General features: G+C 64.0%; 27 protein-coding genes. 13 read left to right on the top strand and 14 right to left on the bottom strand.

Features of this window, described 5'->3' with window-relative positions:
* Positions 1-119 precede the first annotated feature (119 nt).
* Entirely contained in the window at positions 120-536 is a 417-nt protein-coding gene (locus tag LVY71_RS00335; RefSeq protein ID WP_235097224.1) for a TIGR02300 family protein, read from the bottom strand.
* 152 nt (positions 537-688) lie between these two features.
* On the opposite strand from LVY71_RS00335, the gene aroA reads away from it, so the two are divergent.
* Positions 689-2026, top strand: a complete 1338-nt coding sequence (gene aroA, locus LVY71_RS00330) for a 3-phosphoshikimate 1-carboxyvinyltransferase (protein WP_235097223.1) — start codon at positions 689-691, stop codon at positions 2024-2026.
* Between the two features lie 4 nt (positions 2027-2030).
* Here the strand turns inward: aroA and LVY71_RS00325 are convergent, their stop codons facing one another.
* Positions 2031-2702, bottom strand: a complete 672-nt coding sequence (locus tag LVY71_RS00325; RefSeq protein WP_235097222.1) for a lysophospholipid acyltransferase family protein — start codon at positions 2700-2702, stop codon at positions 2031-2033.
* A gap of 218 nt (positions 2703-2920) precedes the next feature.
* Here LVY71_RS00325 and cmk point away from each other — a divergent pair, with 218 nt between their 5' ends.
* Positions 2921-3559, top strand: coding sequence for a (d)CMP kinase (gene cmk, locus LVY71_RS00320; protein ID WP_235097221.1), 639 nt, complete (start codon positions 2921-2923; stop codon positions 3557-3559).
* A gap of 255 nt (positions 3560-3814) precedes the next feature.
* A complete protein-coding gene (gene rpsA / locus LVY71_RS00315) occupies positions 3815-5515 on the top strand; it encodes a 30S ribosomal protein S1 (RefSeq protein WP_235097220.1) in 1701 nt (566 codons plus the stop codon).
* A gap of 258 nt (positions 5516-5773) precedes the next feature.
* On the opposite strand, the gene LVY71_RS00310 is transcribed toward rpsA, so the two are convergent.
* Positions 5774-6523, bottom strand: coding sequence for an RluA family pseudouridine synthase (locus tag LVY71_RS00310; RefSeq protein ID WP_235097218.1), 750 nt, complete (start codon positions 6521-6523; stop codon positions 5774-5776).
* 60 nt (positions 6524-6583) lie between these two features.
* On the opposite strand from LVY71_RS00310, the gene ftsY reads away from it, so the two are divergent.
* Together ftsY and LVY71_RS00300 are read left to right on the top strand one after the other, a co-directional pair.
* A complete protein-coding gene (gene ftsY / locus LVY71_RS00305) occupies positions 6584-7531 on the top strand; it encodes a signal recognition particle-docking protein FtsY (RefSeq protein ID WP_235097217.1) in 948 nt (315 codons plus the stop codon).
* Complete coding sequence (locus LVY71_RS00300) at positions 7531-8142, top strand: septation protein A (RefSeq protein WP_235097216.1); 612 nt, start codon at positions 7531-7533, stop codon at positions 8140-8142. The genes ftsY and LVY71_RS00300 overlap by 1 nt, the downstream gene beginning before the upstream one ends.
* Before the next feature lie 157 nt (positions 8143-8299).
* Here the strand turns inward: LVY71_RS00300 and LVY71_RS00295 are convergent, their stop codons facing one another.
* From LVY71_RS00295 to ccmA, 6 genes are all read right to left on the bottom strand, one after another.
* Positions 8300-8686, bottom strand: coding sequence for a ComEA family DNA-binding protein (locus tag LVY71_RS00295; RefSeq protein WP_235097215.1), 387 nt, complete (start codon positions 8684-8686; stop codon positions 8300-8302).
* Between the two features lie 179 nt (positions 8687-8865).
* Positions 8866-9456 (bottom strand): DsbE family thiol:disulfide interchange protein, encoded by a 591-nt coding sequence (locus tag LVY71_RS00290; protein WP_235097214.1) that lies wholly within the window; start codon positions 9454-9456, stop codon positions 8866-8868.
* On the bottom strand, positions 9453-9635 hold the full coding sequence (gene ccmD / locus LVY71_RS00285) for a heme exporter protein CcmD (RefSeq protein WP_235097213.1): 183 nt from the start codon (positions 9633-9635) through the stop codon (positions 9453-9455). Before ccmD ends, LVY71_RS00290 begins: the two co-directional genes overlap by 4 nt.
* Positions 9632-10363, bottom strand: a complete 732-nt coding sequence (locus tag LVY71_RS00280; protein WP_235097212.1) for a heme ABC transporter permease — start codon at positions 10361-10363, stop codon at positions 9632-9634. The genes ccmD and LVY71_RS00280 overlap by 4 nt, the downstream gene beginning before the upstream one ends.
* Before the next feature lie 94 nt (positions 10364-10457).
* Positions 10458-11126, bottom strand: coding sequence for a heme exporter protein CcmB (gene ccmB / locus LVY71_RS00275; protein ID WP_235097210.1), 669 nt, complete (start codon positions 11124-11126; stop codon positions 10458-10460).
* 274 nt (positions 11127-11400) lie between these two features.
* On the bottom strand, positions 11401-12003 hold the full coding sequence (gene ccmA, locus LVY71_RS00270; RefSeq protein WP_235099968.1) for a heme ABC exporter ATP-binding protein CcmA: 603 nt from the start codon (positions 12001-12003) through the stop codon (positions 11401-11403).
* A 237-nt stretch (positions 12004-12240) separates the two neighbouring features.
* Between ccmA and acnA the strand changes: the two genes are divergently transcribed.
* The 3 genes from acnA (at position 12241) to LVY71_RS00255 (ending at position 16651) form a co-directional block, all read left to right on the top strand.
* Complete coding sequence (acnA, locus tag LVY71_RS00265; protein WP_235097209.1) at positions 12241-14958, top strand: aconitate hydratase AcnA; 2718 nt, start codon at positions 12241-12243, stop codon at positions 14956-14958.
* Between the two features lie 129 nt (positions 14959-15087).
* Positions 15088-15858 carry a DUF1223 domain-containing protein gene (locus LVY71_RS00260; RefSeq protein ID WP_502797523.1) on the top strand — a complete coding sequence of 257 codons (771 nt, stop codon included), beginning with the start codon at positions 15088-15090 and terminating at the stop codon, positions 15856-15858.
* Between the two features lie 427 nt (positions 15859-16285).
* On the top strand, positions 16286-16651 hold the full coding sequence (locus LVY71_RS00255; RefSeq protein WP_235097208.1) for a DUF2794 domain-containing protein: 366 nt from the start codon (positions 16286-16288) through the stop codon (positions 16649-16651).
* A gap of 13 nt (positions 16652-16664) precedes the next feature.
* Here the strand turns inward: LVY71_RS00255 and LVY71_RS00250 are convergent, their stop codons facing one another.
* Positions 16665-17009 carry a carboxymuconolactone decarboxylase family protein gene (locus tag LVY71_RS00250; RefSeq protein ID WP_235099966.1) on the bottom strand — a complete coding sequence of 115 codons (345 nt, stop codon included), beginning with the start codon at positions 17007-17009 and terminating at the stop codon, positions 16665-16667.
* A gap of 75 nt (positions 17010-17084) precedes the next feature.
* Between LVY71_RS00250 and LVY71_RS00245 the strand changes: the two genes are divergently transcribed.
* Positions 17085-17387: an ArsR/SmtB family transcription factor gene (locus LVY71_RS00245; protein ID WP_235097207.1), complete on the top strand. Its 303-nt coding sequence runs from the start codon at positions 17085-17087 to the stop codon at positions 17385-17387.
* Positions 17388-17390: 3 nt separating this feature from the next.
* On the opposite strand, the gene LVY71_RS00240 is transcribed toward LVY71_RS00245, so the two are convergent.
* From LVY71_RS00240 to LVY71_RS00225, 4 genes are all read right to left on the bottom strand, one after another.
* On the bottom strand, positions 17391-17918 hold the full coding sequence (locus tag LVY71_RS00240; protein WP_235099965.1) for a GNAT family N-acetyltransferase: 528 nt from the start codon (positions 17916-17918) through the stop codon (positions 17391-17393).
* A gap of 93 nt (positions 17919-18011) precedes the next feature.
* Positions 18012-18803, bottom strand: coding sequence for a Bax inhibitor-1/YccA family protein (locus LVY71_RS00235; protein ID WP_235097206.1), 792 nt, complete (start codon positions 18801-18803; stop codon positions 18012-18014).
* Positions 18804-19011: 208 nt separating this feature from the next.
* Positions 19012-21594, bottom strand: a complete 2583-nt coding sequence (locus LVY71_RS00230; RefSeq protein WP_235097205.1) for an ABC transporter permease — start codon at positions 21592-21594, stop codon at positions 19012-19014.
* Positions 21591-22337 (bottom strand): ABC transporter ATP-binding protein, encoded by a 747-nt coding sequence (locus LVY71_RS00225; protein ID WP_235097204.1) that lies wholly within the window; start codon positions 22335-22337, stop codon positions 21591-21593. Before LVY71_RS00225 ends, LVY71_RS00230 begins: the two co-directional genes overlap by 4 nt.
* Here LVY71_RS00225 and LVY71_RS00220 point away from each other — a divergent pair.
* The 4 genes from LVY71_RS00220 to mdh all read left to right on the top strand — a co-directional run bounded on the left by LVY71_RS00220 (position 22336) and on the right by mdh (position 26105).
* The gene (locus tag LVY71_RS00220; protein WP_235097203.1) at positions 22336-23055 is read left to right on the top strand and encodes an arylesterase; all 720 of its coding nucleotides are present in this window, start codon (positions 22336-22338) and stop codon (positions 23053-23055) included. The two genes, LVY71_RS00225 and LVY71_RS00220, sit on opposite strands and share 2 nt — an antisense overlap.
* Positions 23056-23163: 108 nt before the next feature.
* Positions 23164-23700, top strand: a complete 537-nt coding sequence (gene thpR / locus LVY71_RS00215) for an RNA 2',3'-cyclic phosphodiesterase (protein ID WP_235097202.1) — start codon at positions 23164-23166, stop codon at positions 23698-23700.
* Positions 23701-23756: 56 nt separating this feature from the next.
* The gene (zapE, locus tag LVY71_RS00210) at positions 23757-24944 is read left to right on the top strand and encodes a cell division protein ZapE (protein ID WP_235097200.1); all 1188 of its coding nucleotides are present in this window, start codon (positions 23757-23759) and stop codon (positions 24942-24944) included.
* A 192-nt stretch (positions 24945-25136) separates the two neighbouring features.
* Positions 25137-26105: a malate dehydrogenase gene (mdh, locus tag LVY71_RS00205; RefSeq protein ID WP_235097199.1), complete on the top strand. Its 969-nt coding sequence runs from the start codon at positions 25137-25139 to the stop codon at positions 26103-26105.
* Positions 26106-26218 lie beyond the last annotated feature (113 nt).

Here is a 26218-nt window from a genome sequence, read left to right as displayed (position 1 = left end):
GAACACCTCACCGCGCGGTGGGACAACGCGGTGTTCGTCTCTTAGAATTTGCGCGTATTCCGCAAATCGAAATCCGCTGTCGCGGAATACGCGTCAAAAATCACACTTGAGAGTTTATCTCAAGTCTCTTCGTCGCCCGACACGTCGCCGATGATGTCGGTGACGTCCTCGTCGTCTTCCTCATCCTCGGCGATGAAGGTCGAATCGTCGTCATCGTCGTCGGTGAGGGTGTCGTCGACTTCGATATCGTCTTCCGATTCCGGCACCACGGCCTTGACCTTGCCGGTGTTCTCTTCGGCATCGGCCTCTTCGAGCGACACCAACTCTTCCGCCTCGGCCGGTTCTGGCACAATGCTGGCGGCGCTGGCAGCGGCCGCGCGTGCGGCTGCATCCGCGCGCGTGCGCGGCGGAGGAATCGGCGCAATCGGCACGACTTCGCCGGTATACGGCGAGATCACCGGAGTCTTGTTGAGGTCATAGAACTTTTTGCCCGTGGTCGGGCAAATGCGCTTGGTTCCGAGATCGGCTTTGGCCACGGCTTATAGTCCTGAGAATGTCTTGAAAAAGCGGTGCTTCACTTGGCTAGTTGCGCCGCCGCTGTCAATAGCGGTTTGAACGATAAATGACCGGGCCGTGACGCGCCGCAAAGCCCGTGGTAGGAGCCGCCTACATTGAAGGAAATGCCGTTTTGACCCATTCCGACCATCCCACACCGCTGGAATCGCGTGCCGCAGGCGCTTTGAGCGGCCGCGTCCGTGTTCCAGGCGACAAATCGATCTCGCACCGGGCCCTGATTCTGGGGGCCCTGGCGGTCGGTGAAACCCGTATTTCGGGGCTTTTGGAAGGCGAGGACGTTCTCAACACCGCCAAGGCCATGGCGGCGCTCGGGGCCCGGGTCGAACGCACCGGCGAGGGCGCATGGTCGGTCCACGGCGTCGGGGTTGGCGGTTTAGCCGCCCCGAAGGCACCGCTCGATTTCGGCAACAGCGGCACCGGTTGCCGGCTCGCCATGGGCGCGGTGGCGGGATGCCCGATTGCCGCGACTTTCGATGGCGATGCGTCGCTGCGCGGGCGGCCGATGCGCCGCATTCTCGATCCTCTCGAATTGATGGGCGCGCGGGTCATCTCCAGCGGCGATGGCGGGCGGCTGCCGATGACCCTGCAGGGCGCGCGCGATCCGCTGCCGATCGTGTACCGCACCCCGGTGGCGTCGGCGCAGATCAAGTCTGCGGTGCTGCTGGCGGGGCTGTCCGCGCCGGGCGTGACCACGGTGATCGAGCAGGAAGCCAGCCGCGACCACACCGAGCTGATGCTGTCCCATTTCGGCGCACAGGTCGTGACGGTCAGGGAAGGCGCGCACGGCCGCAAGATTTCACTCACCGGCCAGCCGGAGCTGCATGGCGCAAACGTCGTCGTGCCGGCCGATCCGTCGTCGGCTGCGTTTCCCATTGTCGCGGCGCTGATCGTGCCGGAGTCGGATGTCACGCTGACGGACATCATGACAAACCCGTTGCGCATAGGGCTTTTCACCACATTGCGCGAAATGGGGGCTTCGATCGAAGAAAGCCATCAGCGCAACGACACCGGCGAGCCGATGGCGCAATTCCGGGTGCGCGCGTCGCAGCTGCGCGGCGTCACCGTGCCGCCGGAGCGCGCGCCGTCGATGATCGACGAATATCTCGTGCTCGCGGTGGCTGCTGCCTATGCCGAGGGCGTCACCACCATGCGCGGTCTGCAGGAATTGCGCGTCAAGGAATCCGACCGGCTGGAGGCCACCGCCGACATGCTGCGCGTTAACGGCGTCGAGGTGGAGATTTCCGGCGACGACATGATCGTCAACGGCAAGGGCCACGTGCCGGGTGGCGGTCTTGTCGCCACCCATATGGATCACCGCATCGCCATGTCGGCGCTGGTGATGGGCGCGGCGTCGGATGCGCCGGTCAAAATCGATGACACGGGATTTATTGCGACCAGCTTCCCGGATTTCATTCCGATGATGCGCGGGCTGGGAGCGGATTTTTCCTGAGATACTAGCCGGGCTCGATCAGCGGGCGGCCCGCCAGCGTATCGGCCTCATTCTGGACCGCGATCAGCGCCGCGTCGAGCCGTGCGGCGACTTTCGCCTTGTCGTCATCGGCGCGCATGTAGATCGGCTCGCCCCAGCGGATCACGACCTTGCTGAAAAACCACGGGACGAGAAAGCGGTCCCAGTTGTTGAAGGTGGTGCCGCGTCCCGCGCTCATGGTCGCGGGCAGAATCGGCAGGCCGGTCAGCCGCGCCAGATCGAGGATGCCGTCGCTGCTGTGCATGCGGGGGCCGCGCGGCCCGTCGGGCGTCACGAACAGGCTGTGGCCGTCGCGGGCAAACCGCATCAGCTCACGAACGGCGCGCATGCCGCCTTTCGAGGTCGATCCGACCACGGTCTGGATGCCGAACAGCGAGGCAACCTTGCTGATGATCTGTCCGTCGCGATGACCGCTGATCAGCGCGATCAGCGGCTTCTTGCCGTTGCGGAACATCGGCAGCATCACCAGCCGGCCATGCCAGATCGCCAGGATGTAGGGCTCGGGAATCGGGAAAGGCGGCTTGTCGACGATGTTGGTGCGGTTGACCAAATGAAAATAGATCGCGATCGGGATGCTGATGATCCACTGCACGGTGTTCGTACGCAGCACACGTTTGACGATAGCAGGGGTGGCCATGAGGTTTCACCGACGGAGTGCCAGCGGGCGCCCGAGACGACGCGAATTCCCTGCCTGCCTGGATTTGGCGCCCTTATAAACGAGCAGGGCGGGAATTCCATCCCGCTGATCGCTTGAAAGTTGTGCGGCTGCCGGTATTGAACGGGCCGGGCCGTCGCTGATAAGCCGCTGCGGCAACGAATTTTCCCCGAGGGGATGAAGCGGGGACCTTGAGACACATGATTATCGCCATCGACGGACCGGCAGCCTCCGGCAAGGGCACGCTGGGCAAGCGGCTCGCCGCGCATTACCACTTCCGCCATCTCGACACCGGGCTGATCTACCGCGCCGTCGCCAAGGCGATGCTGGATGCGGGGGCGGATCTGGCCGACGAGGCGCGGGCGGCGATACTGGCGGCGGAACTCGATCCGGCGGCGTTCGGCGATCCGATCTTGAAGACCCAGCAGGTGGGCGAAGCGGCTTCTGTGGTATCTGCGCACCATAAGGTGCGGGCGGCCCTCCTGACATTCCAGCGAAACTTCGCCGCCGGCCCTCCCGGCGCGGTGCTGGACGGCCGGGACATCGGAACCGTGATCTGCCCGGATGCCCAGGTGAAGATTTTCGTGGTGGCGGACCCGGCTGTCCGCGCTCACCGGCGCACCCTGGAAATGCGAGCGCGGGGCGAGCAGGCTGACGAGGCTGTCGTGCTGGCGGACATCCTCAAGCGCGACGAGCGCGACCGGAACAGGGCCGCGGCGCCTTTAAAAGCAGCCCCGGATGCATACTTGCTGGATAACTCCCAGTTGGATATAGAGAGCGGCGTCCGGGCTGCCATCGACATTGTCGAGGCCGTCCGAGCGGGCCGGCCTAGGGACTAACCGATCTCCCTGCCGTCATTGGAGGAATGCCCGCTCCCGGTCTTTGAGGTCGATCTTCGTCTCAGCTCCGGACAGCAGACCACGCGCTTTCCGCGCGTCATTCCAATTTTTGCATCGTATCGCTCGTGCAGGCACAGGCCGGCCCGCTGTCGCAATTTCTCTTGCGGAAGCGGTCGTCAAAGGCAGCGGACCTTTGGCACTGGATGCGCGATACGCCCTTAACCCCGCTGCCGGCATTCCGCATTTGGAGAACAAATGGCTTCGACTGCTACTTCCTATAATCCTTCCCGCGACGATTTCGCCGCGATGCTTGATGAGTCCTTCGCAGGCGGCAACCTGCAAGAGAGCTCCGTCATCAAGGGCATTGTTGTTGCGATCGAGAAAGACATGGCCGTCATCGACGTCGGCCTGAAGACCGAGGGCCGCGTGGCTCTCCGCGAATTCAACGGCCCCGGCCGTGAGAACGACCTCAAGGTCGGTGACGAAGTCGAGGTGTTCCTCGACCGGATCGAGAACGCGCTCGGCGAAGCCGTGCTGTCGCGCGACAAGGCGCGCCGCGAGGAAAGCTGGGGCAAGCTCGAGAAGGCCTTCAACAACAACGAGAAGGTTCACGGCGTCATCTTCAATCAGGTCAAGGGTGGCTTCACCGTCGATCTCGACGGCGCTGTCGCCTTCCTGCCGCGCTCGCAGGTGGACATTCGTCCGATCCGCGACGTCGCGCCGCTGATGAACAACTCGCAGCCGTTCCAGATCCTCAAGATGGATCGCCGCCGCGGCAACATCGTGGTGTCGCGCCGCACGGTTCTCGAAGAGACCCGCGCCGAGCAGCGTCAGGAACTGGTGCAGAACCTCGAAGAAGGTCAGGTCATCGACGGCGTGGTCAAGAACATCACCGATTACGGTGCGTTCGTTGATCTCGGCGGCATCGACGGCCTGCTGCACGTCACCGACATCGCGTGGCGCCGCGTCAACCATCCGACCGAGGTGCTTGCCATCGGCCAGACGGTGAAGGTCAAGATCATCAAGATCAATCACGAGACCCACCGCATCTCGCTCGGCATGAAGCAGCTGCTGGACGATCCGTGGCAGGGCATCGAGGCGAAGTACCCGCTGGGTTCGCGCTTCACCGGCCGCGTCACTAATATCACCGACTACGGCGCGTTCGTCGAACTGGAGCCGGGCATCGAAGGCCTGATCCACGTCTCGGAAATGTCGTGGACCAAGAAGAACATGCACCCCGGCAAGATCGTTTCGACCTCGCAGGAAGTCGAAGTGCAGGTGCTCGAAGTGGATTCGGCCAAGCGCCGCATCTCGCTCGGTCTCAAGCAGACCATGCGCAATCCGTGGGAAGTGTTCGTCGAGAAATTCCCGGTCGGCTCGACCGTGGAAGGCGAAGTCAAGAACAAGACCGAGTTCGGTCTGTTCCTCGGCCTCGAAGGCGACGTCGACGGCATGGTCCATCTGTCCGACCTCGACTGGAAGCAGCCGGGCGAACAGGTCATCGACAACTTCAAGAAGGGCGACATGGTCAAGGCCGTGGTGCTCGACGTCGATGTCGAGAAGGAGCGCATCTCGCTTGGCGTGAAGCAGCTCGAGGGCGATCCGTTCGCAGAGCCGGGCGACGTCAAGAAGGGCGCCGTCGTGACCTGCGAGATCATCGAGGTGAAGGAAGCCGGTATCGAAGTTCAGATCACCGGCACCGACTTCACCACCTTCATCAAGCGTTCTGAACTCGCCCGCGATCGCGGCGACCAGCGCGCCGAGCGTTTCGCCGTCGGCGAAAAGGTTGACGCCCGCGTCATCCAGTTCGACAAGAAGGCTCGCAAGGTCCAGGTGTCGATCAAGGCGCTGGAAGTTGCAGAAGAGAAGGAAGCCATCGCGCAGTACGGGTCTTCGGACTCGGGTGCGACGCTGGGCGACATTCTCGGCAACGCGCTCAAGAAGCGCGACAAGTAAGATCGCCGCCGCGTCACGCGGCTGCCGAAACAACGAAGGGCTCCGGAATTTCCGGAGCCCTTTTTGTTTGCTTGCTCGTTTGTTGTTGCGCGTATCGCGTGAACTCTCTCCATGTCGTCCCTGCGCAGGCGGGGACCCATACTCCCTGAGTTGTCGGATCAAGAGCGATGCTGGAGCGATCGTCTTGCTTTCATCTCAGCGTGCGGGGGTTATGGGTCCCCGCCTGCGCGGGGACGACATCGCTCTCAGATTTGCGCTTCAGACAGCGGCTGTTGCCATTGCTGGAACAGCGGCCTCTTCGCCGTTCCATCCGCACGCCTTCAATCGCTCCTGCAAATGGAGCGGCACCGGCGCGACCACGCGCACCGGCGGCTTGTTCTTCGACAGCGGGATCACGATCTCGCGCGCATGCAGGTGCAGCGACGGCTCACCAAAGCGCGGGCCGTTGCCATAGATGTTGTCGCCGACGATGGGCCAGCCGCTCGCCGAACTGTGCACGCGCAATTGATGGGTGCGGCCGGTGATCGGCTCCATCGCCAGCCAGGTCAGGGGCGCACCGCGTCCGTCCTGGCCGCGTCCGAGCACTTTCCATTTTGTCTGTGACGGGAACCCGTTGGGGTCCGGCTTCTGCCACCAGCCGCGCTCCGCGTCCAAACGCCCGAGCGGAATGTCGATCTCGCCTTCGTCCTCCAGAGGCCCGCCTTCGACCACCGCCCAATAGGTCTTGGAAATCTTGCCATGCTTGAACAGCAGGCCGAGCGAGGCGGTGGCCTTGCGATGGCGTCCCAGCACGAGACAGCCCGAAGTATCGCGGTCGAGCCGATGAGCCAGCACCGGCGGGCGCGGCAGGCCGTAACGGAGGGCGTCGAACGAGGCTTCCAGATTGGGGCCGCCTTTCGGCCCTTTATGCACGGCGATACCGGCCGGCTTGTCGATCACCAGCATCAGCCCGTCGCGGTGAAGCACGCGGGCCTGCATTTCTTCCGGTGTCGGTTGCGGCGTATCCATGTAAGCCCGAGTCAATGTTGACTTTCGTTCGTGATCCGAACCGGGTAACACACCCTCCTCATGAACGACAGTCCGCAGGATCAACCCAAGCAAAGCTGGTGGAAGCGCCTTTCCGCCGGGCTCAAACGCACGTCCAGTTCGATCGGCGGCGCGGTCGCCGCGCTGGTGACCAAGCGCAAGCTGGATCGCGCCATGCTTGACGACATCGAGGATGTGCTGCTGCGCGCCGATCTCGGAACCGAGGTTGCAGCGCGCATTGCCGAGGCCGTCGGCAAGGGCCGCTACGACAAGGACGTGTCGGCGGATGACGTGACCACCATTGTCGCGGCCGAAGTCGAGAAGGTGCTCGCGCCCGTCGCGAAGCCGCTCAATATCGACGCTGCGCACAAGCCGTTCGTCATTCTCGTGGTCGGCGTCAACGGCTCGGGCAAGACCACCACCATCGGCAAGCTCACGTCCAAGCTGACGGCAGAAGGCCGCAAGGTGATGCTGGCCGCGGGCGATACGTTCCGCGCCGCCGCCATCGAGCAGCTGAAGGTCTGGGGCGAGCGCAACAAGGTTCCGGTGGTGGCGCGCGCGCAGGGCTCGGATTCCGCGAGCCTCGCCTACGAGGCGGTGGAAGAGGCCAAAGCGCAGAACATGGACGTGCTGCTGATCGACACCGCCGGGCGTTTGCAGAACAAGACCGAACTGATGGTCGAGCTGGAGAAAGTCCGCCGCGTGATCGGCAAGGTCGATGCGTCAGCGCCGCATGCGGTGCTGCTGGTGCTCGATGCGACGGTGGGACAGAACGCGCTGTCGCAGGTCGATGCGTTTCACAAGACCGCGGGCGTCACGGGTCTGGTGATGACCAAGCTCGACGGCACCGCGCGCGGCGGCATTCTGGTGGCGCTGTCGGAGAAGTACAAGCTGCCGGTGCATTTCATCGGCGTCGGCGAGGGGATCGACGATCTCGCGCCGTTCACCGCACGCGACTTCGCGCGCGCGATTGCAGGACAGGACGACTAATGGCCGCTTCGGAAAAACCCGCGCCGCATCCGCTGTTCAAACTCGCGACCGAACTCGGTCCGCTGGTGATCTTCTTTGCGGCGAACGCCAAGTTCGGACTGTTCGTCGCCACCGGTGCCTTCATGGTCGCCATCGTTGCGGCGATTGCGGCGTCCTACATTGTCACGCGCCATGTGCCGCTGATGGCCATCGTCACCGCTGTGATCGTGCTGGTGTTCGGCGGGCTGACGCTGATCTTCCACGACGAGACCTTCATCAAGCTCAAGCCGACGATCATTTACGCGCTGTTCGCCTTAACGCTCGGCATCGGGCTGCTGCTCGGGCGCTCGTTCATCGCCATCATGTTCGACCAGATGTTCAATCTGACGCCGGCAGGCTGGCGGCTTCTGACCATCCGCTGGGCGATCTTCTTCGCGGGCATGGCGGTGCTGAATGAAATTATCTGGCGCACCCAGAGCACGGATTTCTGGGTGTCGTTCAAGGCGTTCGGCGTGATCCCGATCACGGCGGTGTTCGCGATGCTGCAAACCTCGCTGATCAAGCGCCACAGCATCGCGCCCGCGACCGACGAGGCCGGCGACATCGAGCGCGGCGATATTACCAAGGGATGATGCTGCTCCCTCGCCCCGCTGTTGCGGAGAGAGGATTGGGGTGAGGGTTATTTCCAGGAACGCTGAGTGGTGAGTGGGGCAAGTTCGCCCCTCACCCGAAGTCTTCGCAGCGCTCAGACTTCGGCCTCTCCCCGCAGGCGGGGAGAGGTGAAGAAGCCTACTTCTGCTTCGCGATGATCTTGTCCTTGATCTCGGTGTAGGTCTTCTCGGGGACGATCTTCTTCTGCACCAGTTCGTCCTTGCCCTTGTAGGGGCGGCCCTTGATGATCGCGGCGGAGTAGGCGTCGCCGATACCCTTCAGCGCCTTCAGCTCGTCGGCGCTCGCCGAATTGATGTCGAGCAGCTCGGCCTTCGGCGCGGCCTTGGTCTCGGTCTTTGCAGCCGGCGCCATCTTCGAGTCAGCCTTTGGAGCGGTCGCGGCGGGTGGAGGCGCCATCTTGCCGCCGGTGGCGGGCTGCGTCGCCTGGGAGAACGACGGCGACGAAGCGAGCAGACCGAGAGCGAGGGTCGCGGCAGTCAATGAAGCAAGTTTCGAATAACGCATGGGTGTCCCTCCAGGACAGTGATTGCAACGCTTCGAAGCTATGGTGGAATTCGTGGCCGCGCCATGGCCGTCAAATGAACGGCAGATAAAAGCGAATAATTATTTTTGATGCGCCGCCGCGGCATTTTGGGGGGCATGATCTGATCCGAAAACCGGTGCCCACTTTTCGGGATCATGCCTTAGCGCAGCGCCTTCTCGATCTCGGCTTTCAGCACGCTGTCGAAATTGTCCAGCGTGATCGGTCCGATCAGCTTGTAGGCGATGGTGCCGTCGCGTCCGATCACGAAGGTCTCGGGCACGCCATAGACGCCCCACTCGATCGAGGCGCGGCCGTTGGCGTCGACGCCGACCGCGCTGAACGGATTGCCATGACGGCCGAGAAAGCGCCGGGCGTTGTCCTGGCTGTCCTTGTAGTTGATGCCGACGATGCGGATGCGCTGGTCCTTTGAGAGCTGCAGCAGCAGCGGCGCTTCGTCGTGACACGGCACGCACCACGACGCCCACACGTTGACGACACTGACATGGCCCTTGAACTGCGCCGGGTCGAGTCCGGGCACCTGCGCGCCGTTGGCAACCAGTCCGTCCAGCGGCGGAAGTGTGGTCTGCGGCGCGGGGCGGCCGATCAGCGCGGAGGGAATCCGCGCCGGATCGCCCGAACCCAGCCGAAACCAGAACAGTCCAGCTAGGAGGGCGAAAGCGAGCAGCGGCAGCGCCACCAGCCAGGAGCGCCGTTGCGCGCGCCGTGTGCGTGCTGCGCCGGTGTCGCTCATGACGGTTTGCCGGAAGCTTGCGCCGAGCGCCGGGTGATGCCGCTGGCTTCGAGATCGCGCAGCGCGCGCTGCTGGCGGCGATAGTCGAGCGCGATCCAGACGATCAGGATGGCGACCACGAGGGCGGCCAGCAGGTAGGACGTGACGATGAAGGAGGCGTAGGGTCCGAAGGACATCATGCCGCCTGCCGGCTGGCTTGCATGATCTGCAAGGTGCGCACCCGGCGCCGCAGCACCTCGTTGCGCATCGCCGCCAGATGCAGCGTCAGGAACAGCAGCGAAAACGCCACCGCCATCACCAGCAGCGGAATCAGGAACGCGCGGTCCATGGTCGGGCCGCCGGCGCGGATCACCGACGCGCCCTGATGCAGCGTGTTCCACCACTCCACCGAGAACTTGATGATTGGAATGTTGATCGCGCCGACCAAGGTCAGGATCGCGGCGGCCCGCGCCGCGCGCGAGGGATCTTCCACCGCGCGCCACAGTGCCATGATGCCGAGATACATCAGGAACAGGATCAGCACCGACGTCAGCCGCGCGTCCCATTCCCAATAGGTGCCCCACATCGGACGGCCCCACAGCGAACCGGTCACCAGCGCGAGAAAGGTGAACGCCGCGCCGATCGGAGCGGCGGCCTTTGCCGCGACGTCCGCCAGCGGATGCCGCCATACCAGCGTGCCGAGCGCGGCCACGCTCATCACGCCCCACACGAACATCGACAGCCACGCGTTGGGCACGTGGATGAACATGATCTTCACGGTCGCGCCCTGCTGGTAATCGTCGGGCGCCAGCGCCGACAGATACAGGCCGACGGCGAGCAAGATCGCGGTCGCCGCGGCCAGCCATGGCAGCACGCGCGCGGTCAGCGCGAGGAACCGTGTGGGATTGGCGAGATCGATAAGGTTCATGGTGGTCCTGATAATGGCCGCCGCCGCCGCAGGCAATGCGCGGCGACCCTATGCTGCGCTGTTTCCGTGAGAGTTGATCGGGCGCAATGTCGCATTAGTCGAGCCCCTGCCGCAGGCTGGCCGCGGCCGCGAAAGGTCCCACCACGAAGCTGACCAGCGATAGCGCGCACAGGATCGAGAACGGAGCGCCGAACGCGCCAGGCTCAATCACCGCGGCATTCGAGGCGGCGACGCCGAAAATCAGCACCGGGATCGACAGCGGCAGCACCACCACGGCGAGCAGCAATCCGCCCCGCCGCAGGGTGACTGCGAGCGCTGCGCCGATCATGCCGGTAAAAGTCAGCGCCGGCGTGCCGGCCAGCAGCGTCAAGGCCACCGCGAAGGTCGCATCGCCATCGAGATTGAGCAGGATGCCGATGATCGGTGTCGCCACAATCAGCGGCACGCCCGCGGCCAGCCAGTGCGCCAGCGCTTTCGCCGCGCATGTGAGTTCCAAAGGCGTGCGGCTCATGGCGATCAGATCGAGCGAGCCGTCGTCCAGATCGGCGGTGAACAGCCGGTCGAGCGTCAGCAGGCTGGCGAGCATCGCGCCGAGCCAGAGGATGGCGGGGCCGATGCGCTTCAGCAGCGCCAGATCGGGGCCGAGCGCGAACGGCATCACCACCACGACCGAGAGGAAGAACAGCACGCCGATCATGGCGCCGCCACCGGCGCGCAGCGCGATCCTGACGTCGCGGCGAATAATTGCGGCGAGGGCGGTCATCGCGCCTTCTCATTTGCGAGGGAGCGGTCGTGCGGGATTGCGCGTGCGTCACCCCCCTCCCTGTCCCTCCCCCGCAAGGGGGGAGGGGACATGCGAGGCGGGCTTGATGGTGATCTTTCAAATGCTGATCCGGGCTTTGCGGATCTCGATTTCAATTCCCAGGCAAGGATAGGCCGGTGAACGCGCGCCATGTGCGAAGTTGCTCCCTCCCCCCTTGCGGGGGAGGGTTGGGGAGGGGGGTAATCCAAGGCGCGTGCGTTATGCTGATGGCTGCTCATGCCGCGCCCCCGATCTGCAATTCCAGCGCGGAAATCCCGAGCGGGCCATGGGTGGCGGCAAGGATAATTCCGCCGCCGCGCAGATGGTCCGCCATCACGCCGGCGACCATGGCCTGCCCCTTGATGTCGAGCGCGGAGGTCGGCTCGTCGAGCAGCCAGACCGGACGTCTGACCGCAAGCAGCCGCGCAATCGACAGCCGTCTGCGCTGGCCGGCCGACAGGAATCCCGCCGGCAGATGGGTTGCATGGCTGAGTCCCACCTGCTCCAGACTGCCGGTTCCATCAGCGCTTTCACCGCCGAGGAAGTCGCGCCAGAACTCCAGATTTTCCAGCACGGTGAGAGACGGTTTCAGCGCGTCACGATGACCGAGATAGTGGGCCTGTTCGGCAAGGGTGAGATCATCCCCGCCGCCCTCAAGCGCCACAGCCCCGGCAGCAATCGGAAGAAGCCCCGCAATCATCCGCAACAGCGAGGATTTGCCGGCTCCGTTGGCGCCGGTCACCGCCAGCGCCTGGCCTGCCGGAACTGCGAAATCGAGCCCCGAAAAGATCTGTCTGCCGCCGCGCGCGCATCCCAGCCCCTGACCCGCAAGCCTCATCATGAATTGACCGATGGCCCTGAACGGGGGGCCGTTGTTCCAGTTGTCAGGAGCATTTGGGCGGACAATCCATAGCGGGTGTGGTGGACAGACTGGAAAGATTCTATAAAACCGGAACTTGGTGCAGCACACAAACAGCCGCCGGAAGCAGCACGGTCAGCCCTGATTCTCCCGCGTCCGACGGTGTTTTGATACCTTTTTGCCGGTATCTTCAACTTCTGAACTGGGACCGTTCATATGCCCTCACTCGATAGTTTCAAATGCCAGAAAACCCTCAAGATCGGCAGCAAGACCTACGTCTATTACAGCCTGCCTGCCGCTGAAAAGAACGGCCTCAAGGGCATTTCGAAGCTGCCTTACTCGATGAAGGTGCTGCTCGAAAACATGCTGCGCAACGAAGACGATCGCACGGTGAAGAAAGCCGACATCGTCGCGTTCTCCAAGTGGGCGAGCAAGAAAACCCTCGAACATGAAATCGCATTCCGCCCCGCGCGTGTGCTGATGCAGGACTTCACCGGCGTGCCGGCGGTGGTCGATCTCGCCGCCATGCGCAACGCCATGAAGGCGCTCGGCGGCGACGCCGAAAAGATCAATCCGCTGGTGCCGGTCGATCTCGTCATCGATCACTCGGTGATCGTGAACTTCTTCGGCGACAACAAGGCCTTCGGCAAGAACGTCGCGGAAGAGTACAAGCAGAACCAGGAACGCTACGAATTCCTGAAGTGGGGCCAGAAGGCGTTCTCCAACTTCTCCGTCGTGCCGCCCGGCACCGGCATCTGCCATCAGGTCAATCTGGAATATCTGTCGCAGACGGTCTGGACGCGCAAAGAAAAGCTCACCGTCGGCAAGAAGACCGGCACGTTCGAAGTCGCCTATCCGGATTCGCTGGTCGGCACCGACTCGCACACCACCATGGTCAACGGCCTCGCGGTTCTCGGCTGGGGCGTCGGCGGCATCGAGGCCGAAGCCGCGATGCTCGGCCAGCCGCTGTCGATGCTGCTGCCCGACGTGGTGGGCTTCAAGCTCAAGGGCCAGCTCAAGGAAGGCGTCACCGCCACCGATCTCGTGCTGACCGTCACCCAGATGCTGCGCAAGCAGGGCGTGGTCGGCAAGTTCGTCGAATTCTTCGGCGCCGGCCTCGACCATCTGTCGGTCGCCGACAAGGCCACCATCGCCAACATGGCGCCGGAATACGGCGCGACCTGCGGCTTCTTCCCGGTGGACAAGGCCGCGCTGGATTATCTCAAGACCTCGGGCCGCGCGTCGGCGCGCGTCGCGCTGGTCGAGAAGTACGCCAAGGCGCAGGGCCTGTTCCGCACCTCGGCGTCGCCCGATCCGGTGTTCACCGAACTGCTGACCCTCGATCTCGGCGACGTCGTGCCGTCGCTCGCAGGTCCGAAGCGCCCCGAAGGCCGCGTGGCCCTGCCGGGCGTGGCGGACGGCTTCGCCGCGGCGATGGCGTCGGATTACAAGAAAGCACTGGACGGCAAGCGTTACTCGGTCGACGGCCGCAATTTCGATCTCGGCCACGGCGACGTGGTGATCGCGGCGATCACCTCCTGCACCAACACCTCCAATCCGAGCGTGCTGATCGGCGCGGGCCTGCTGGCGCGCAACGCCGCAGCGAAGGGCCTGACGGCGAAGCCGTGGGTGAAGACCTCGCTGGCGCCGGGCAGCCAGGTGGTTGCCGAGTATCTGTCGAACTCCGGACTGCAGAAGGATCTCGACAAGGTCGGCTTCAACCTGGTCGGCTTCGGCTGCACCACCTGCATCGGCAATTCCGGTCCGCTGCCGGAGGAGATTTCGAAGTCGATCAACGACAACAACATCGTTGCCGCCGCGGTGCTCTCCGGTAACCGCAACTTCGAAGGCCGCGTCTCGCCCGACGTGCAGGCGAACTATCTCGCCTCGCCGCCGCTGGTGGTGGCTTACGCGCTGGCCGGCAACGTCAATATCAACCTCGCCAAGGAGCCGCTCGGCACGGGCAAGGACGGCAAGCCGGTCTATCTGAAGGACATCTGGCCGACCTCGAAGGAAATCAACGCGGCGATCAAGAAGTACGTCACCTCGACCATCTTCAAGAAGAAATATGCCGACGTGTTCAAGGGCGACACCAACTGGCGCAAGATCAAGACCGTGACCAGCGACACCTACGCCTGGAACATGAGCTCGACCTATGTGCAGAACCCGCCGTATTTCGAAGGCATGAAGATGGAGCCGGAGCCGATCGTCGATGTTATCGGCGCGCGCATCCTCGCGCTGTTCGGCGACAAGATCACCACCGACCACATCTCGCCGGCCGGTTCGATCAAGCTGACGTCGCCCGCCGGAAAATATCTGTCCGAGCATCAGGTGCGGCCCGCCGACTTCAACCAGTACGGCACGCGCCGCGGCAACCACGAAGTGATGATGCGTGGCACCTTCGCCAACATCCGCATCAAGAACTTCATGCTGAAGGGCGCCGACGGCAACGTTCCGGAAGGCGGTCTCACCCGGCACTGGCCGGACGGCGAGCAGATGTCGATCTACGACGCCGCGATGAAGTATCAGGCCGAGCAGGTTCCGCTGGTGGTGTTCGCCGGCGCGGAATACGGCAACGGTTCCTCGCGCGACTGGGCGGCGAAGGGCACGCGTCTGCTCGGCGTGCGCGCGGTGATCACCCAGAGCTTCGAGCGTATTCACCGCTCCAACCTCGTCGGCATGGGCGTGCTGCCGCTGACCTTCGAGGACGGTGCATCGTGGGCGTCGCTCGGCCTGAAGGGCGACGAGCAGGTCACCATTCGCGGCCTGCAGGGCGATCTGAAGCCGCGTCAAAAGTTAACGGCGGAAATCGTCTCGGCCGACGGCTCGCGCAAGGACGTTTCGTTGCTTTGCCGCATCGACACGCTGGACGAGCTTGAATATTACCGCAACGGCGGCATCCTTCATTACGTGCTGCGCAAGCTGGCGGCCTGAGGATTGCGGTTCGAAAACGTATCCGTGAACAGGCTCACTGCGACGTGAGTGGCAGGGATTCAGGGGGCGGCCTATCAATAGGCCGCCTTCTTGCTGATGGAAGGCATCATGTATCGTAGGGGCAGACGGATGTCTGACTTGCCAGGATCGAAGATGACGGCAGCCGGCGCTTTTGCGTCGCGGCTGTCGCGTACGCTTGGCGTTTGCGCGATTTTCACCGTCATCACGCCGGTGTACGCCGAGCCGCGCGCCGTGGTCGAACTCTTCACCTCGCAGGGCTGCTCGTCGTGCCCGCCGGCGGACAAGGTGCTCGGCGAACTCGCGCAGGACCCGTCGATGATCGCGCTGAGCCTGCCGATCGATTACTGGGATTATCTCGGCTGGAAGGACACGCTGGCGGATTCGCGTTTCAGCGCGCGCCAGAAGGCCTACTCCCATATGCGCGGCGATCGCGGCGTCTACACGCCGCAGGCTGTGGTCAACGGCACCACCAATGTTCTCGGCAGCGACCGCGCCGGCATCGAGAATGCGGTGAACCGCACGCAGAAAGTCGACGGCGTGATGTCGGTGCCGGTGACGATGACGCAGTCCGGCGGCCAGATCAAAGTCTCGGTGGCGGAAGCCAGCGGCAAGAGCGGCGAAGTGTGGATCTGCGCCGTGTCGAAGTCGGTGCCGATCACCATCTCGCGCGGTGAGAACCGCGGTCAGCAGGTGACGTATCACAACGTGGTGCGCAACATGCTGAAGGTCGGCGACTGGAACGGCAAGGCCGGGAACTGGACCGTGCCGATCGAGAACATCACGCGTGACGGCGTCGATGCGGCGGTGGTCTATGTGCAGGACGGCAGCCGCGACAAGCCGGGCGCAATGCTCGGCGCGGCGTTCAATTCGCTCAACTGAAATTTCCGATTGCCACATATGACCGGCGCGTTCGCGCGCTGATGTCGTGCGCGTTGAATTGGTGCGCACCCTCGTTCGTGAGGTGAGCCAGTCGCGCAGACCGGTCCACAAACAAAAACGGCCAGCTTGCGCTGACCGGAAGATTGGGGATCCAATATTCACCGCGAAGAACTAGACCCGATCCTGACGACCCCGGGGGGCTGGGGGCTGAGGAATCCGGTGCCGAAAGGACCGGGTCAACGCAGTTTCATTCTTATTGCTATCCAGCACGGCGGCGGATTGACCGAATTCAGGCGGCATTATGATTTTGCCTAACGTCCGCGTGATGCGCCTCTTGCCTCCTGGCCGGGCAGAATGCGGCCCTAAATCATGCTTGCAGGCTTCACCGGACGGGTGGATCATGTCGTCCAGATGACAGGAGGCGCCGATGAGTTCCGTATCGGGCGATAGAGATCCAAGCGAGAGCCGGGGGCCGGAGCGCAGCACGCCGCCGCTCCCCCAAAGCGTCACCTTCAACCGTGCTGAACTCAACCGCATTCTCAATCTGTACGGGCGCATGGTTGCCGACGGCGAATGGCGCGACTACGCCATCGATTTTCTGAAAGACCGCGCGGTGTTCTCGATCTTCCGCCGCGCGTCGGAAGTGCCGATCTACCGCATCGAGAAAGATCCGCGGCTGGCCCGCAAGCAGGGCGTCTACAGCGTGATCGCCGCCAGCGGCCAGATCCTGCGGCGCGGCCACGACCTTGAGCGCGTACTGCTGGTGATCGACCGCAAGCTCGCGCTGGTGTAGCCGGTCCGCTTTTTTATGCGTTGCTGAACTGGTCGTAGGCGCGCAACGCATCGGCGGCGTACATCAGCGCAGGTCCGCCTCCCATGTAGACGCACATCGCCATCACCTCGGCGATTTCCTCGCGCGTCGCTCCGAGATCCTTCAGCGCCTTGACGTGAAAGCCGATGCAGCCGTCGCAGTGCTGGGTCACGCCGATCGCCAGCGCAATCATTTCCTTGGTCTTCTTGTCGATCTGTCCGTCCGCGCTGGCGCTCTTCGCCAGCCCGTAGAAACCTTTCATGGCATCCGGCGCCAGTTTCCCCAGTTCCCGCGTAAACTCGGAAATTCCCCGGGTGATTTCCTGATAGTCCTTCGCCATTGCTGTCATTCCTTGCATGATTTTTATTTCATATATATATGATATTAGAAATATGTGAAATGTAAAGAGGCGGTCATGGGACTGGCGGACGAAATGCCGGCAAAGGCCGGCTTGGCGGCTGATTTCCTGAAGGGGCTGGCCAGTCCGCACCGGCTGCTGATTCTCTGCGAACTTGCCGATGGCGAGCGCAACGTGAGCGATCTGATTGCGGCGACTGGCATCGCGCAGACTTCCATGTCGCAGCATCTCGCCAAGCTGAAGGCTGCGGGCATCATCGATGTCAGGCGCGAGCACCGCAGCCTGTTCTACTTCATTGGCAATGCGGCTGCGCGCGATGTGATGGCCATTCTCTACAGCCATTTCTGCAAGAAGAATTGATCGTCACTCGGGAGTGGTGCGTCCGCCCGCGCCGAGCGCGCGCTGCATCATGACGGTGTCGAGCCAGCGGCCGAACTTGAAACCCACATTCGGATGCGTGCCGATCATGTCGAATCCGGCGCGGGCGTGAACGCCGATCGAGGCGACATTGGCGGAATCGCCGATCACCGCGATCATCTGGCGATAGCCGCGCGCCGCGCATTGCGTGATCAGTTCGTTGAGCAGCGCGAGGCCGATCCCGCGCCGGTGGCTGGCGGGCAAGAGATAGACCGAATTCTCCACGGTGAAGCGGTAGGCCGGCCGGGGACGATAGGGCCCGGCATAGGCATAGCCCACGATGCGGCCATCCACGGTGCCTGCGAGATAGGGAAAATTGCCGGCCTGCAGCGCTTCGAATCGCCGCCGCATCTCGCCGGCATCCGGCGGTTCAAGCTCGAACGTGGCGGTGCCGTGCCTGACGGCCTCCGCGTAGATTTCGGTGATGGCGGGAATGTCCGCCGGGGTGGCGGACCGGATCGCGGAGTCGGACATGAGCGGGAGCATAATTCGCTCTGCCGAAAACGAAAGTCCGCAAACAAAAGCCCCGGCTTTTGGCCGGGGCTTCGTATCCGTCAGGCAGAACTGTTAGTCGCGCTGTCCGAGAAGCTGCAGGAGCAGCGTGAACAGGTTGATGAAGTTCAGGTAGAGCGAGAGCGCGCCGGTGATGGCGGCCTTCTCTGCCACGTCGCCGCCCTGGGCGGCATAGCCGTAGATGTAGTCGTTCTTCAGCCGCTGGGTATCCCAGGCGGTGAGGCCCGCGAACACCAGCACGCCGATCACCGAGACCACGAACTGCAGCATCGAGCTGCCGATGATCAGGTTCACCAGGCTCGCCAGGATGATGCCGAACAGGCCCATCATCAGGAACGAACCCATCCCGGTCAGGTCACGCTTGGTGGTGTAGCCGTACAGGCTCAGCGCACCAAACGAAGCCGCCGTGATGAAGAACACCCGCACGATCGAGGTGTGGGTATAGACCAGGAAAATCGACGACAGCGAAATGCCCATCAGCGCGGCGAACACCCAGAACAGGAGCTGGGCCGTCGCGGGCTTGAGGCGGTTGATGCCGAACGAAATCGCGAACACCATGACCAGCGGCGCGAGGATGAAAACCCACTTCAGCGGGCTGACGAACATCGCGACGCCGAACGACGTCAGGTACTGGTTGCCGATCCGGCCAGCCGCGGCGGTCTGGTCGGGCGTCACGGCCCCCATGTAGACGCCGAGCGCGGCCAGACCGGTGATGGCAAGGCCGATCGCCATGTAGTTGTAGATTTTGAGCATGTACGAGCGCAGACCGGCATCGACGGTCGCGGCGTCAGTGCGCCCGGCGGCCCGGCCGAACGGAGAAGCGTAGTTGCGGTCCAAGTCCGACATTGTCGAAACCTCGTGTTTGACTGGCGAAAGCGAAGGGTCTGCGCCGCCAGCTATAAGTTTGTCCCAGAGGACCGACTTGATAGCCCATTCAGTGATGGCATCAAGCCGGATTCTGAACCCGCTCGGTATGTGGGAAACTAACACACCGGATGCAACGTCGGGCGCGCGGCTGAATGTCGCAAAACCCGCTATTTGCTGCTACAAATTGTCATAAGTCGCGGAGCACGGTTGCCGGCTTTTGGTTAAGGGCCAGTAATGTTCCCATCAGCCCCAGCCCGACCGTAACAGCCAGCGCCAGACCCACCACGATGGCCGCGCTGCCGGCCTCCCAGGCGAAACTCAGGGTCATCAGCCGGGTGACGATCTGCCATGCGGCGATCGATCCTGCCGCCACTCCGAACACCGCAGTGGCCAGACCGATCAGCAGGTACTCCAGGGCATAGGCGCCCAGCAGCCGCGCCCGCGTGGCGCCGAGCGTCTTGAGGATCACCGCATCGTAGACCCGGTGACGGTGCCCCGCTGCCAGCGCACCGCCCAGCACCAGGATGGCCGAAATCAGCGTGACCGAACTGGCGCCGCGGATCGCCAGCACAAGGTTGGTGACGACCTTGCCGATGGAATCGAGCGCCTCGCGCACCCGCACGCTGGTCACCATCGGGAAGGCGGCCGCGACCTCCTTGATCAGCCGGGCATCGCCCGCCGCGCTGGAATTGGCCTCGGTGAGCGTTGCGATGTCGGTATGCGGCGCGCCGGCGAAGGTCTTCGGCGAGAACACCAGCACGAAATTGATGCCGAGGCTCTGCCAGTCCACCGTGCGCAGGTTGCTGATCTTCGCCGCGATGTCGCGGCCCAGCACGTTCACGGTGATCTCATCGCCGACTGTCACGCCAAGTCCGTCGGCGATCTTCTTCTCCAGCGACACCAGCGGCGGGCCGTCGTATCCGGCGTCCCACCAGGTGCCGTCGACCACCTTCGAGCCGCGCGGAATGTCGCCGGTGTAGGTCAGGCCGCGGTCGCTTTGCAGCACCCAGGCGGCGTCGGAAGAGGGCTTGAGATCTTCGGCTCGGACACCCTTCACCGCGGTGATGCGTCCGCGCAGCATCGGCACGGTTTCAATCACCGCCGCCGGATCGGCCTGTTTCAGGAAGTCGCTGAACCGCGTGGCCTCTGCCGCCGGGATGTCGATGAAGTAAAACGACGGCGCGCGCTCCGGCAGCGCCGCCATGAACTGCCGCCGCAGGTTGCCGTCGATCTGCGTGATCGTCACCAGCACGGCCAGGCCGAGACCCAGCGACATCACCACGGACGGCGTCAGCGCGCCGGGGCGATGGATATTGGCGATCGCCAGCCGCAGCATGGTGAAGCGCGGACGCGGCGCGCTGCGCGCCAGCAGCATCAGCACGGACGCGATGCCGCGCAGCAGCGCGAACACCGCGATCGACGAGACAACGAACACCGCGGCCACGCGCTTGTCGTAGGCGAGACCGATGGCGACAGCGATCAGCAGGGCGATCACCGCGGCCATCAGCGCGAGATAGCGGCGGCGGGGCCAGTGAAATTCCGCCGTCACGCCTTCGCGGAACAGCGCCGCCGCCGGCACGTCATGAACCCGGCCGAGCGGCCACAGACCGAAGGCGAGCGCGGTTAAAAGGCCATAGAGGAACGACAGCGCCAGTTCGCCGGCATGGAAGGTCGGCTCGATGGGAAGCGGCAGGATGTTGCTGAACAGGCCGGCGATGATGAACGGCAGCGCCGCGCCGATGGCAAGGCCGATCAGCGATCCGATGATCGCCAGCACCAGCACCTGCACGAGGTAGATCGTGAACACCTCGCGGCCGGTCGCGCCCACCGCCTTGAAGGTCGCGATCACGTCGCGCCGCTCGTCGAGATGGCTCTTGACCGCATTGGCGACGCCGACGCCGCCCACCAGCAGCGCGGCGAGACCGACCAGCGTCAGGAACTGGGTGAAGCGGGTGATGTTGCGCTCGAGCTGCGGCGACGCGTTGCTGCGGGTGCGGATTTCCCAGCCGGCTTCCGGCAGCGCCTTGTCGGCGCGCTCGACCAGCGTCTGGGTCGCGCGTTCGTCAACGGCAGCGTCCGGCAGTTGCAGGCGATAGACCCAGCGCACCAGCGTGCCGGGTTGCAAAAGGCCCGTGGCGCGCAACGCGGTCTCGCTGACAAGAAGACGCGGTCCGAGGCCGACGCCGCCGGCGAGCTTGTCCGGTTCGGACTCGACGACGCTGCGGATGGCGAACGTGGCGCTGCCGACGGTGATGCGATCGCCGATCCTGAGGCCGAGGCGCGCCAGCAGCACGGCGTCGACGCCTGCGCCGAACGCGCCGTCGCGCTGCGCGAGCAGGTCGGCCATCGGAATTTGCGGCGCGAGCCTGACCGCGCCCAGCATCGGGTAGTTGTCGTCGACGGCTTTCAGATCGACCAGCGCGAACTCGCCGCTCGGCGCGCGCGCCGATGAACGTGCCATGGCGCGCATCATCGCCGCGACCGAAACCTTGCCCGAGGAATCGAGAAAGGCGCGTTCGTTCTTGGTCGCCTCGCGCTGGATCAGCGCAAACGATGCGTCCCCGCCGAGCAGCGTGCGGCCCTGATGATCGAGGCCTTCGCTGAGGCTTCCGGCCACCGAGCCGACCCCGGCGATCGCCATCACGCCGAGCGCGATGCAGGCGATGAAAACGTAGAAGCCGCGAAGCCCGCTGCGCAATTCGCGCAGGGCATAGCGGATCGCCAGCGGCAACGCGCCGCCGCGCGCCGTGGGTTGCGCGGGTGTGCTCATTGCGATGCTGTCTCGATCCAGTGCCGGTCGGTGGCGGGGCCGTCGATGCGGCCGGAACGCAGCCGCACCACGCGGTCGCAGCGCTGCGCCAGCGCGGTGTCGTGGGTGACGAGAACCAGCGTCATGCCGCGTTCGAGATGCTTGGCGAACAACAGATCGACGATCTGCTTGCCGGTGGTCTCGTCGAGATTTCCGGTCGGCTCGTCGGCCACCAGAATAGCGGGATCGGGCGCCATCGCGCGCGCCAGCGCGACGCGCTGCTGCTCGCCGCCCGACAGTTGCGACGGATAATGATGCAGCCGTTCTCCGAGGCCGACGCCTGCCAGTTCTTTCGCCGCGCGCGCATTCGCGTCGGCGCGGCCCGCGAGTTCGAGCGGCACCGCGACGTTTTCCAGCGCGGTCATGGTCGGGATCAGATGAAACGACTGGAACACGATGCCGACATGGCGGCCACGGAATCGTGCGAGGCCGTCCTCGTCGAGGGCATTGAAGGACACGCCGTTGACCACCACCTCTCCGCTGTCAGGACGTTCGAGCCCCGCCATCACCATCAGCAGCGTGGACTTGCCGGAACCCGACGGGCCGATCAGGCCGACGGCTTCACCGGGCGCGACGCGCAAGGACACATCCTTGAGGATGTGAACGCGCGCGGCGCCTGAGCCCAGCGAGAGATTGACGTTCGAGATGGAAATGGTGTCCGGTTCGAGACCGGCGCGCTTCGAGGGTGCAATGAGACTGTCCATGGATCTTTCATATGGGAGCTTTGGCGCTGCGGTCGAGGGGCTTGCCAGGGGAATCATGGTCGCAGCAGCGGGGGCAATGATGGCGCTGTCGGGGCCGGCCCTGGCGCAAACGTCACCCATCAACGCGGATGCCAAAGACGTGAAGCCGATCAAGCTCGCCGTGCTGGGCGATTCCCTCACCGCGGGTTACGGCCTGCCAGCGTCCTCGGCCTTTCCGGTCCGGTTGCAGAAAGCCCTGCGCGACAGGGGGATTGCGGCCGACGTCCACAACGCGGGCGTGTCGGGCGACACCACCACCGGCGGGCTGGCGCGGCTCGACTGGTCGATCCCTCCGGGCACCGAAGCGGTGATCCTCGAACTCGGCGCCAACGACGCGCTGCGTGGCGTCGATCCGAAGGTGGCGCGCGGCGCGCTCGACGATATTCTCAACAAGCTGAAGGCGAAGAATATCGCTGTTTTATTGTGCGGCATGTATGCGCCGCCGAATTACGGCGCGGAGTACACGGCGAAGTTCAACAGCATTTATCCCGATCTCGCGAAGGCGCACAAAGTGCCGCTGTATCCGTTCTTTCTCGACGGCGTGGCGACCGATGCGAAGCTCACGCAGCCCGACGGACTGCATCCGACCGCCGCCGGTGTCGACGTTGTGGTGGAGCGGATCTTGCCCACCGTTGAGGCGTTTCTGAAGGATCGTGCGGCGCAATTGAGCAAGCCGTGACAGGCTTTTCCGGGCGTCCGCGCGATCGCCGCTTCGCACTGTCATGCTGCTGCGGTACAAAAGACATCAGGTGATTCGTGATCCTCTCTAGCATCGAGGAGTTTCGTGATGCCTCGCTTGTTCACCGGGCTGGAAATCCCCCCGGACATCGGCCAGACGCTCTCGAATTTGCGCGGGGGCCTGCCGGGCGCTCGCTGGATCGATCCCGAAAATTATCACGTGACCTTGCGCTTCATCGGCGACATCGACGGCGTCGCGGCCAACGAGATCGCCTCGACGCTGGAGCGGATCAACCGCAAGCCGTTCGAGGTGGCGCTTCAGGGCCTGTCCAGTTTTGGCGGCAAGAAGCCGCGCGCGGTGGTGGCATCGGTTGTACCAAGCCGGCCGCTGATGGAGTTGCAGGCGGAACTCGAGCGGCTGATGCAGCGGTTCGGGTTCGATCCGGAAGGCCGCAAGTTCATTCCGCACGTCACGCTGGCGCGGCTGCGGGATGCGTCCAATCAGGATGTGGCGGATTATCTGTCGGTGCGCGGTTATTTCCCGACCCGCAGCTTCATGGCGTCGCGTTTCGTGCTGTTCTCGTCGCGCGCCTCGGTCGGCGGCGGTCCCTATGTGGTCGAGGACGCCTATGCGCTGAGCGCCTGACCAACCGGCCGCTCCCGCTCTTGCATTTTCCCCGTCGTTCTGGCCGTTAGCGGACCATGAACGCTCCCTCCCGCACCTCGTTCCGAGGGCACTATCAGGCTCTGGTCGCCGCCGGCACTATCGAGGCCGACCCGGCGCAGGCCCAGGCCGTCCAGGCCTATACCGGTCTGGAGGCGCGGCTCGCCGGATACCGGCCCGGCCGCGGCGGCGGCCTGTTGCAGCGTCTGTTCAAGGACAAGAAGGAGGCCGTCCCCGTGCGCGGCCTCTACATTCACGGCGAGGTCGGCCGCGGCAAGACCATGCTGATGGATCTGTTCTTCAACGACAGTCCCGTCGAGCACAAGCGCCGCGCGCATTTCCACGAATTCATGGCCGACGTGCACGAGCGGATTCACGGCTTCCGCCAGAAGATCGCGCGCGAGGAAATCGCCGACAGCGATCCGGTGCGGCTGACCGCGGCGTCGATCTTCGAGGAAGCATGGCTGCTGTGCTTCGACGAATTCCACGTCACCGACATCGCTGACGCGATGATCCTCGGCCGGCTGTTCAGCCGCCTGTTCGAACTCGGCACCGTGGTGGTCGCGACATCCAACGTCGCGCCGGACGATCTCTACAAGGGTGGATTGAATCGCGCGCTGTTTCTGCCGTTCATCGCCCAGCTCAAGGATCGCATGGACGTGCTGCGCCTCGACGCGCGCACCGATTTCCGCATGGAAAAACTCGCGGGCATCAAGATGTGGATGGTGCCGGACGATGCCGCGGCCACCGCCGCGCTCGACAAGGCTTGGAAAAAGCTGACCGGCGGCGCCATCGGGCATCCGCGCGACATCGCGATCAAGGGCCGGGTGCTGCACGTGCCGCAGTCCGCAAACGGCGTGGCGCGGTTTCCGTTCGCCGACCTGTGCGAGAAGCCGCTGGGCGCGTCGGACTATCTGCGGCTGGCGCACGATTATCACACGCTGATCATCGACCATATTCCGGCGATGACGCTGGAGCAGCGCAACGTCGCCAAGCGCTTCATCACGCTGATCGACACGCTTTACGACAACGCCGTGAAGCTGATGGCCTCCGCCGAGGCCGATCCGTTGTCGCTGTACAGCGCGAGCGAAGGCATCGAACTCAACGAGTTCAAGCGCACCTCGTCGCGGCTGGTCGAGATGGGGTCGGAATCCTACCTGGCGCTGCCCCACGGCCGCAGCGACTCCTCCGCCAGCGGTTCGACGACAGGTCTGGTCGAGACATAAATTTCCGGCCGGGGTTCGCTTTATGTTTCGTTGGCCGCTTTGTCGAAAACCGGACATGAAACGACCGTCCGGGGCCGCGGGCGTTGCCTCTCCATTGGGCGAACGGCGACTTGAACGCGTGCCGCGAAAGGTCTAACCAGCCGTCCAGAGTTTCCCACCCGCTTCCCGTCGACATCAAAGGACAGATTTCCCATGGCGCGTGACAAGATTGCTTTGATTGGTTCAGGCCAGATCGGTGGCACATTGGCCCACCTCGTCGGACTGAAAGAGCTGGGCGACGTGGTGATGTTCGACATCGCCGAAGGCGTACCGCAGGGCAAGTCGCTCGACATCGCGCAGTCTTCCCCGGTCGACGGCTTCGACGCCAACTTCACCGGCGCCAATTCCTACGAGGCGATCGAGGGTGCCAGCGTCGTGATCGTAACCGCCGGCGTGCCGCGCAAGCCCGGCATGAGCCGCGACGATCTTCTCAGCATCAATCTCAAGGTCATGGAACAGGTCGGCGCGGGCATCAAGAAATACGCCCCCGACGCGTTCGTGATCTGCATCACCAACCCGCTCGATGCCATGGTCTGGGCGCTGCAGAAGGCCTGCGGTCTGCCGCACAAGAAGGTCGTCGGCATGGCCGGCGTGCTGGATTCGGCGCGCTTCCGTTATTTCCTGGCCGATGAGTTCAACGTCTCGGTGGAAGACGTCACCGCCTTCGTGCTCGGCGGCCACGGCGACACCATGGTGCCGCTGACCAAGTATTCGACCGTTGCGGGCATTCCGCTGCCTGACCTCGTCAAGATGGGCTGGACCTCGCAGGCGCGTATCGACGAGATCGTCGACCGCACCCGCAACGGCGGCGCCGAGATCGTCAACCTGCTCAAGACCGGTTCGGCCTTCTATGCGCCGGCGGCTTCGGCGATCGCAATGGCGGAAAGCTATCTGCGCGACAAGAAGCGCGTGCTGCCCTGCGCCGCCTATCTCAACGGCGAATATGGCGTGAAGGACATGTATGTCGGCGTCCCGGTCGTGATCGGCTCGAAGGGTGTCGAGCGCATCGTCGAGATCGAACTGGCCGGCAAGGACCGCGAAGGCTTCGACAAGTCGGTCGGCGCGGTGCTCGGCCTGGTCGACGCCTGCAAGAAGATCGCGCCCGACCTGCTCGGCAAGTAAGGCGCTGCTGCTCGAATAGGGAGGCGATCCGGCAGGATGCTTGCCGGATCGTCCTCAGAGATCGCTTCTCTCGTTTCTCCGCTTTCGTTCCCTTCTTCGTTCTTCGGGGCAAT

The organism is Bradyrhizobium sp. G127 (genome assembly GCF_021502575.1).
GTDB lineage: Bacteria > Pseudomonadota > Alphaproteobacteria > Rhizobiales > Xanthobacteraceae > Afipia.
This window is presented reverse-complemented; position numbering and strand designations above follow the sequence as displayed.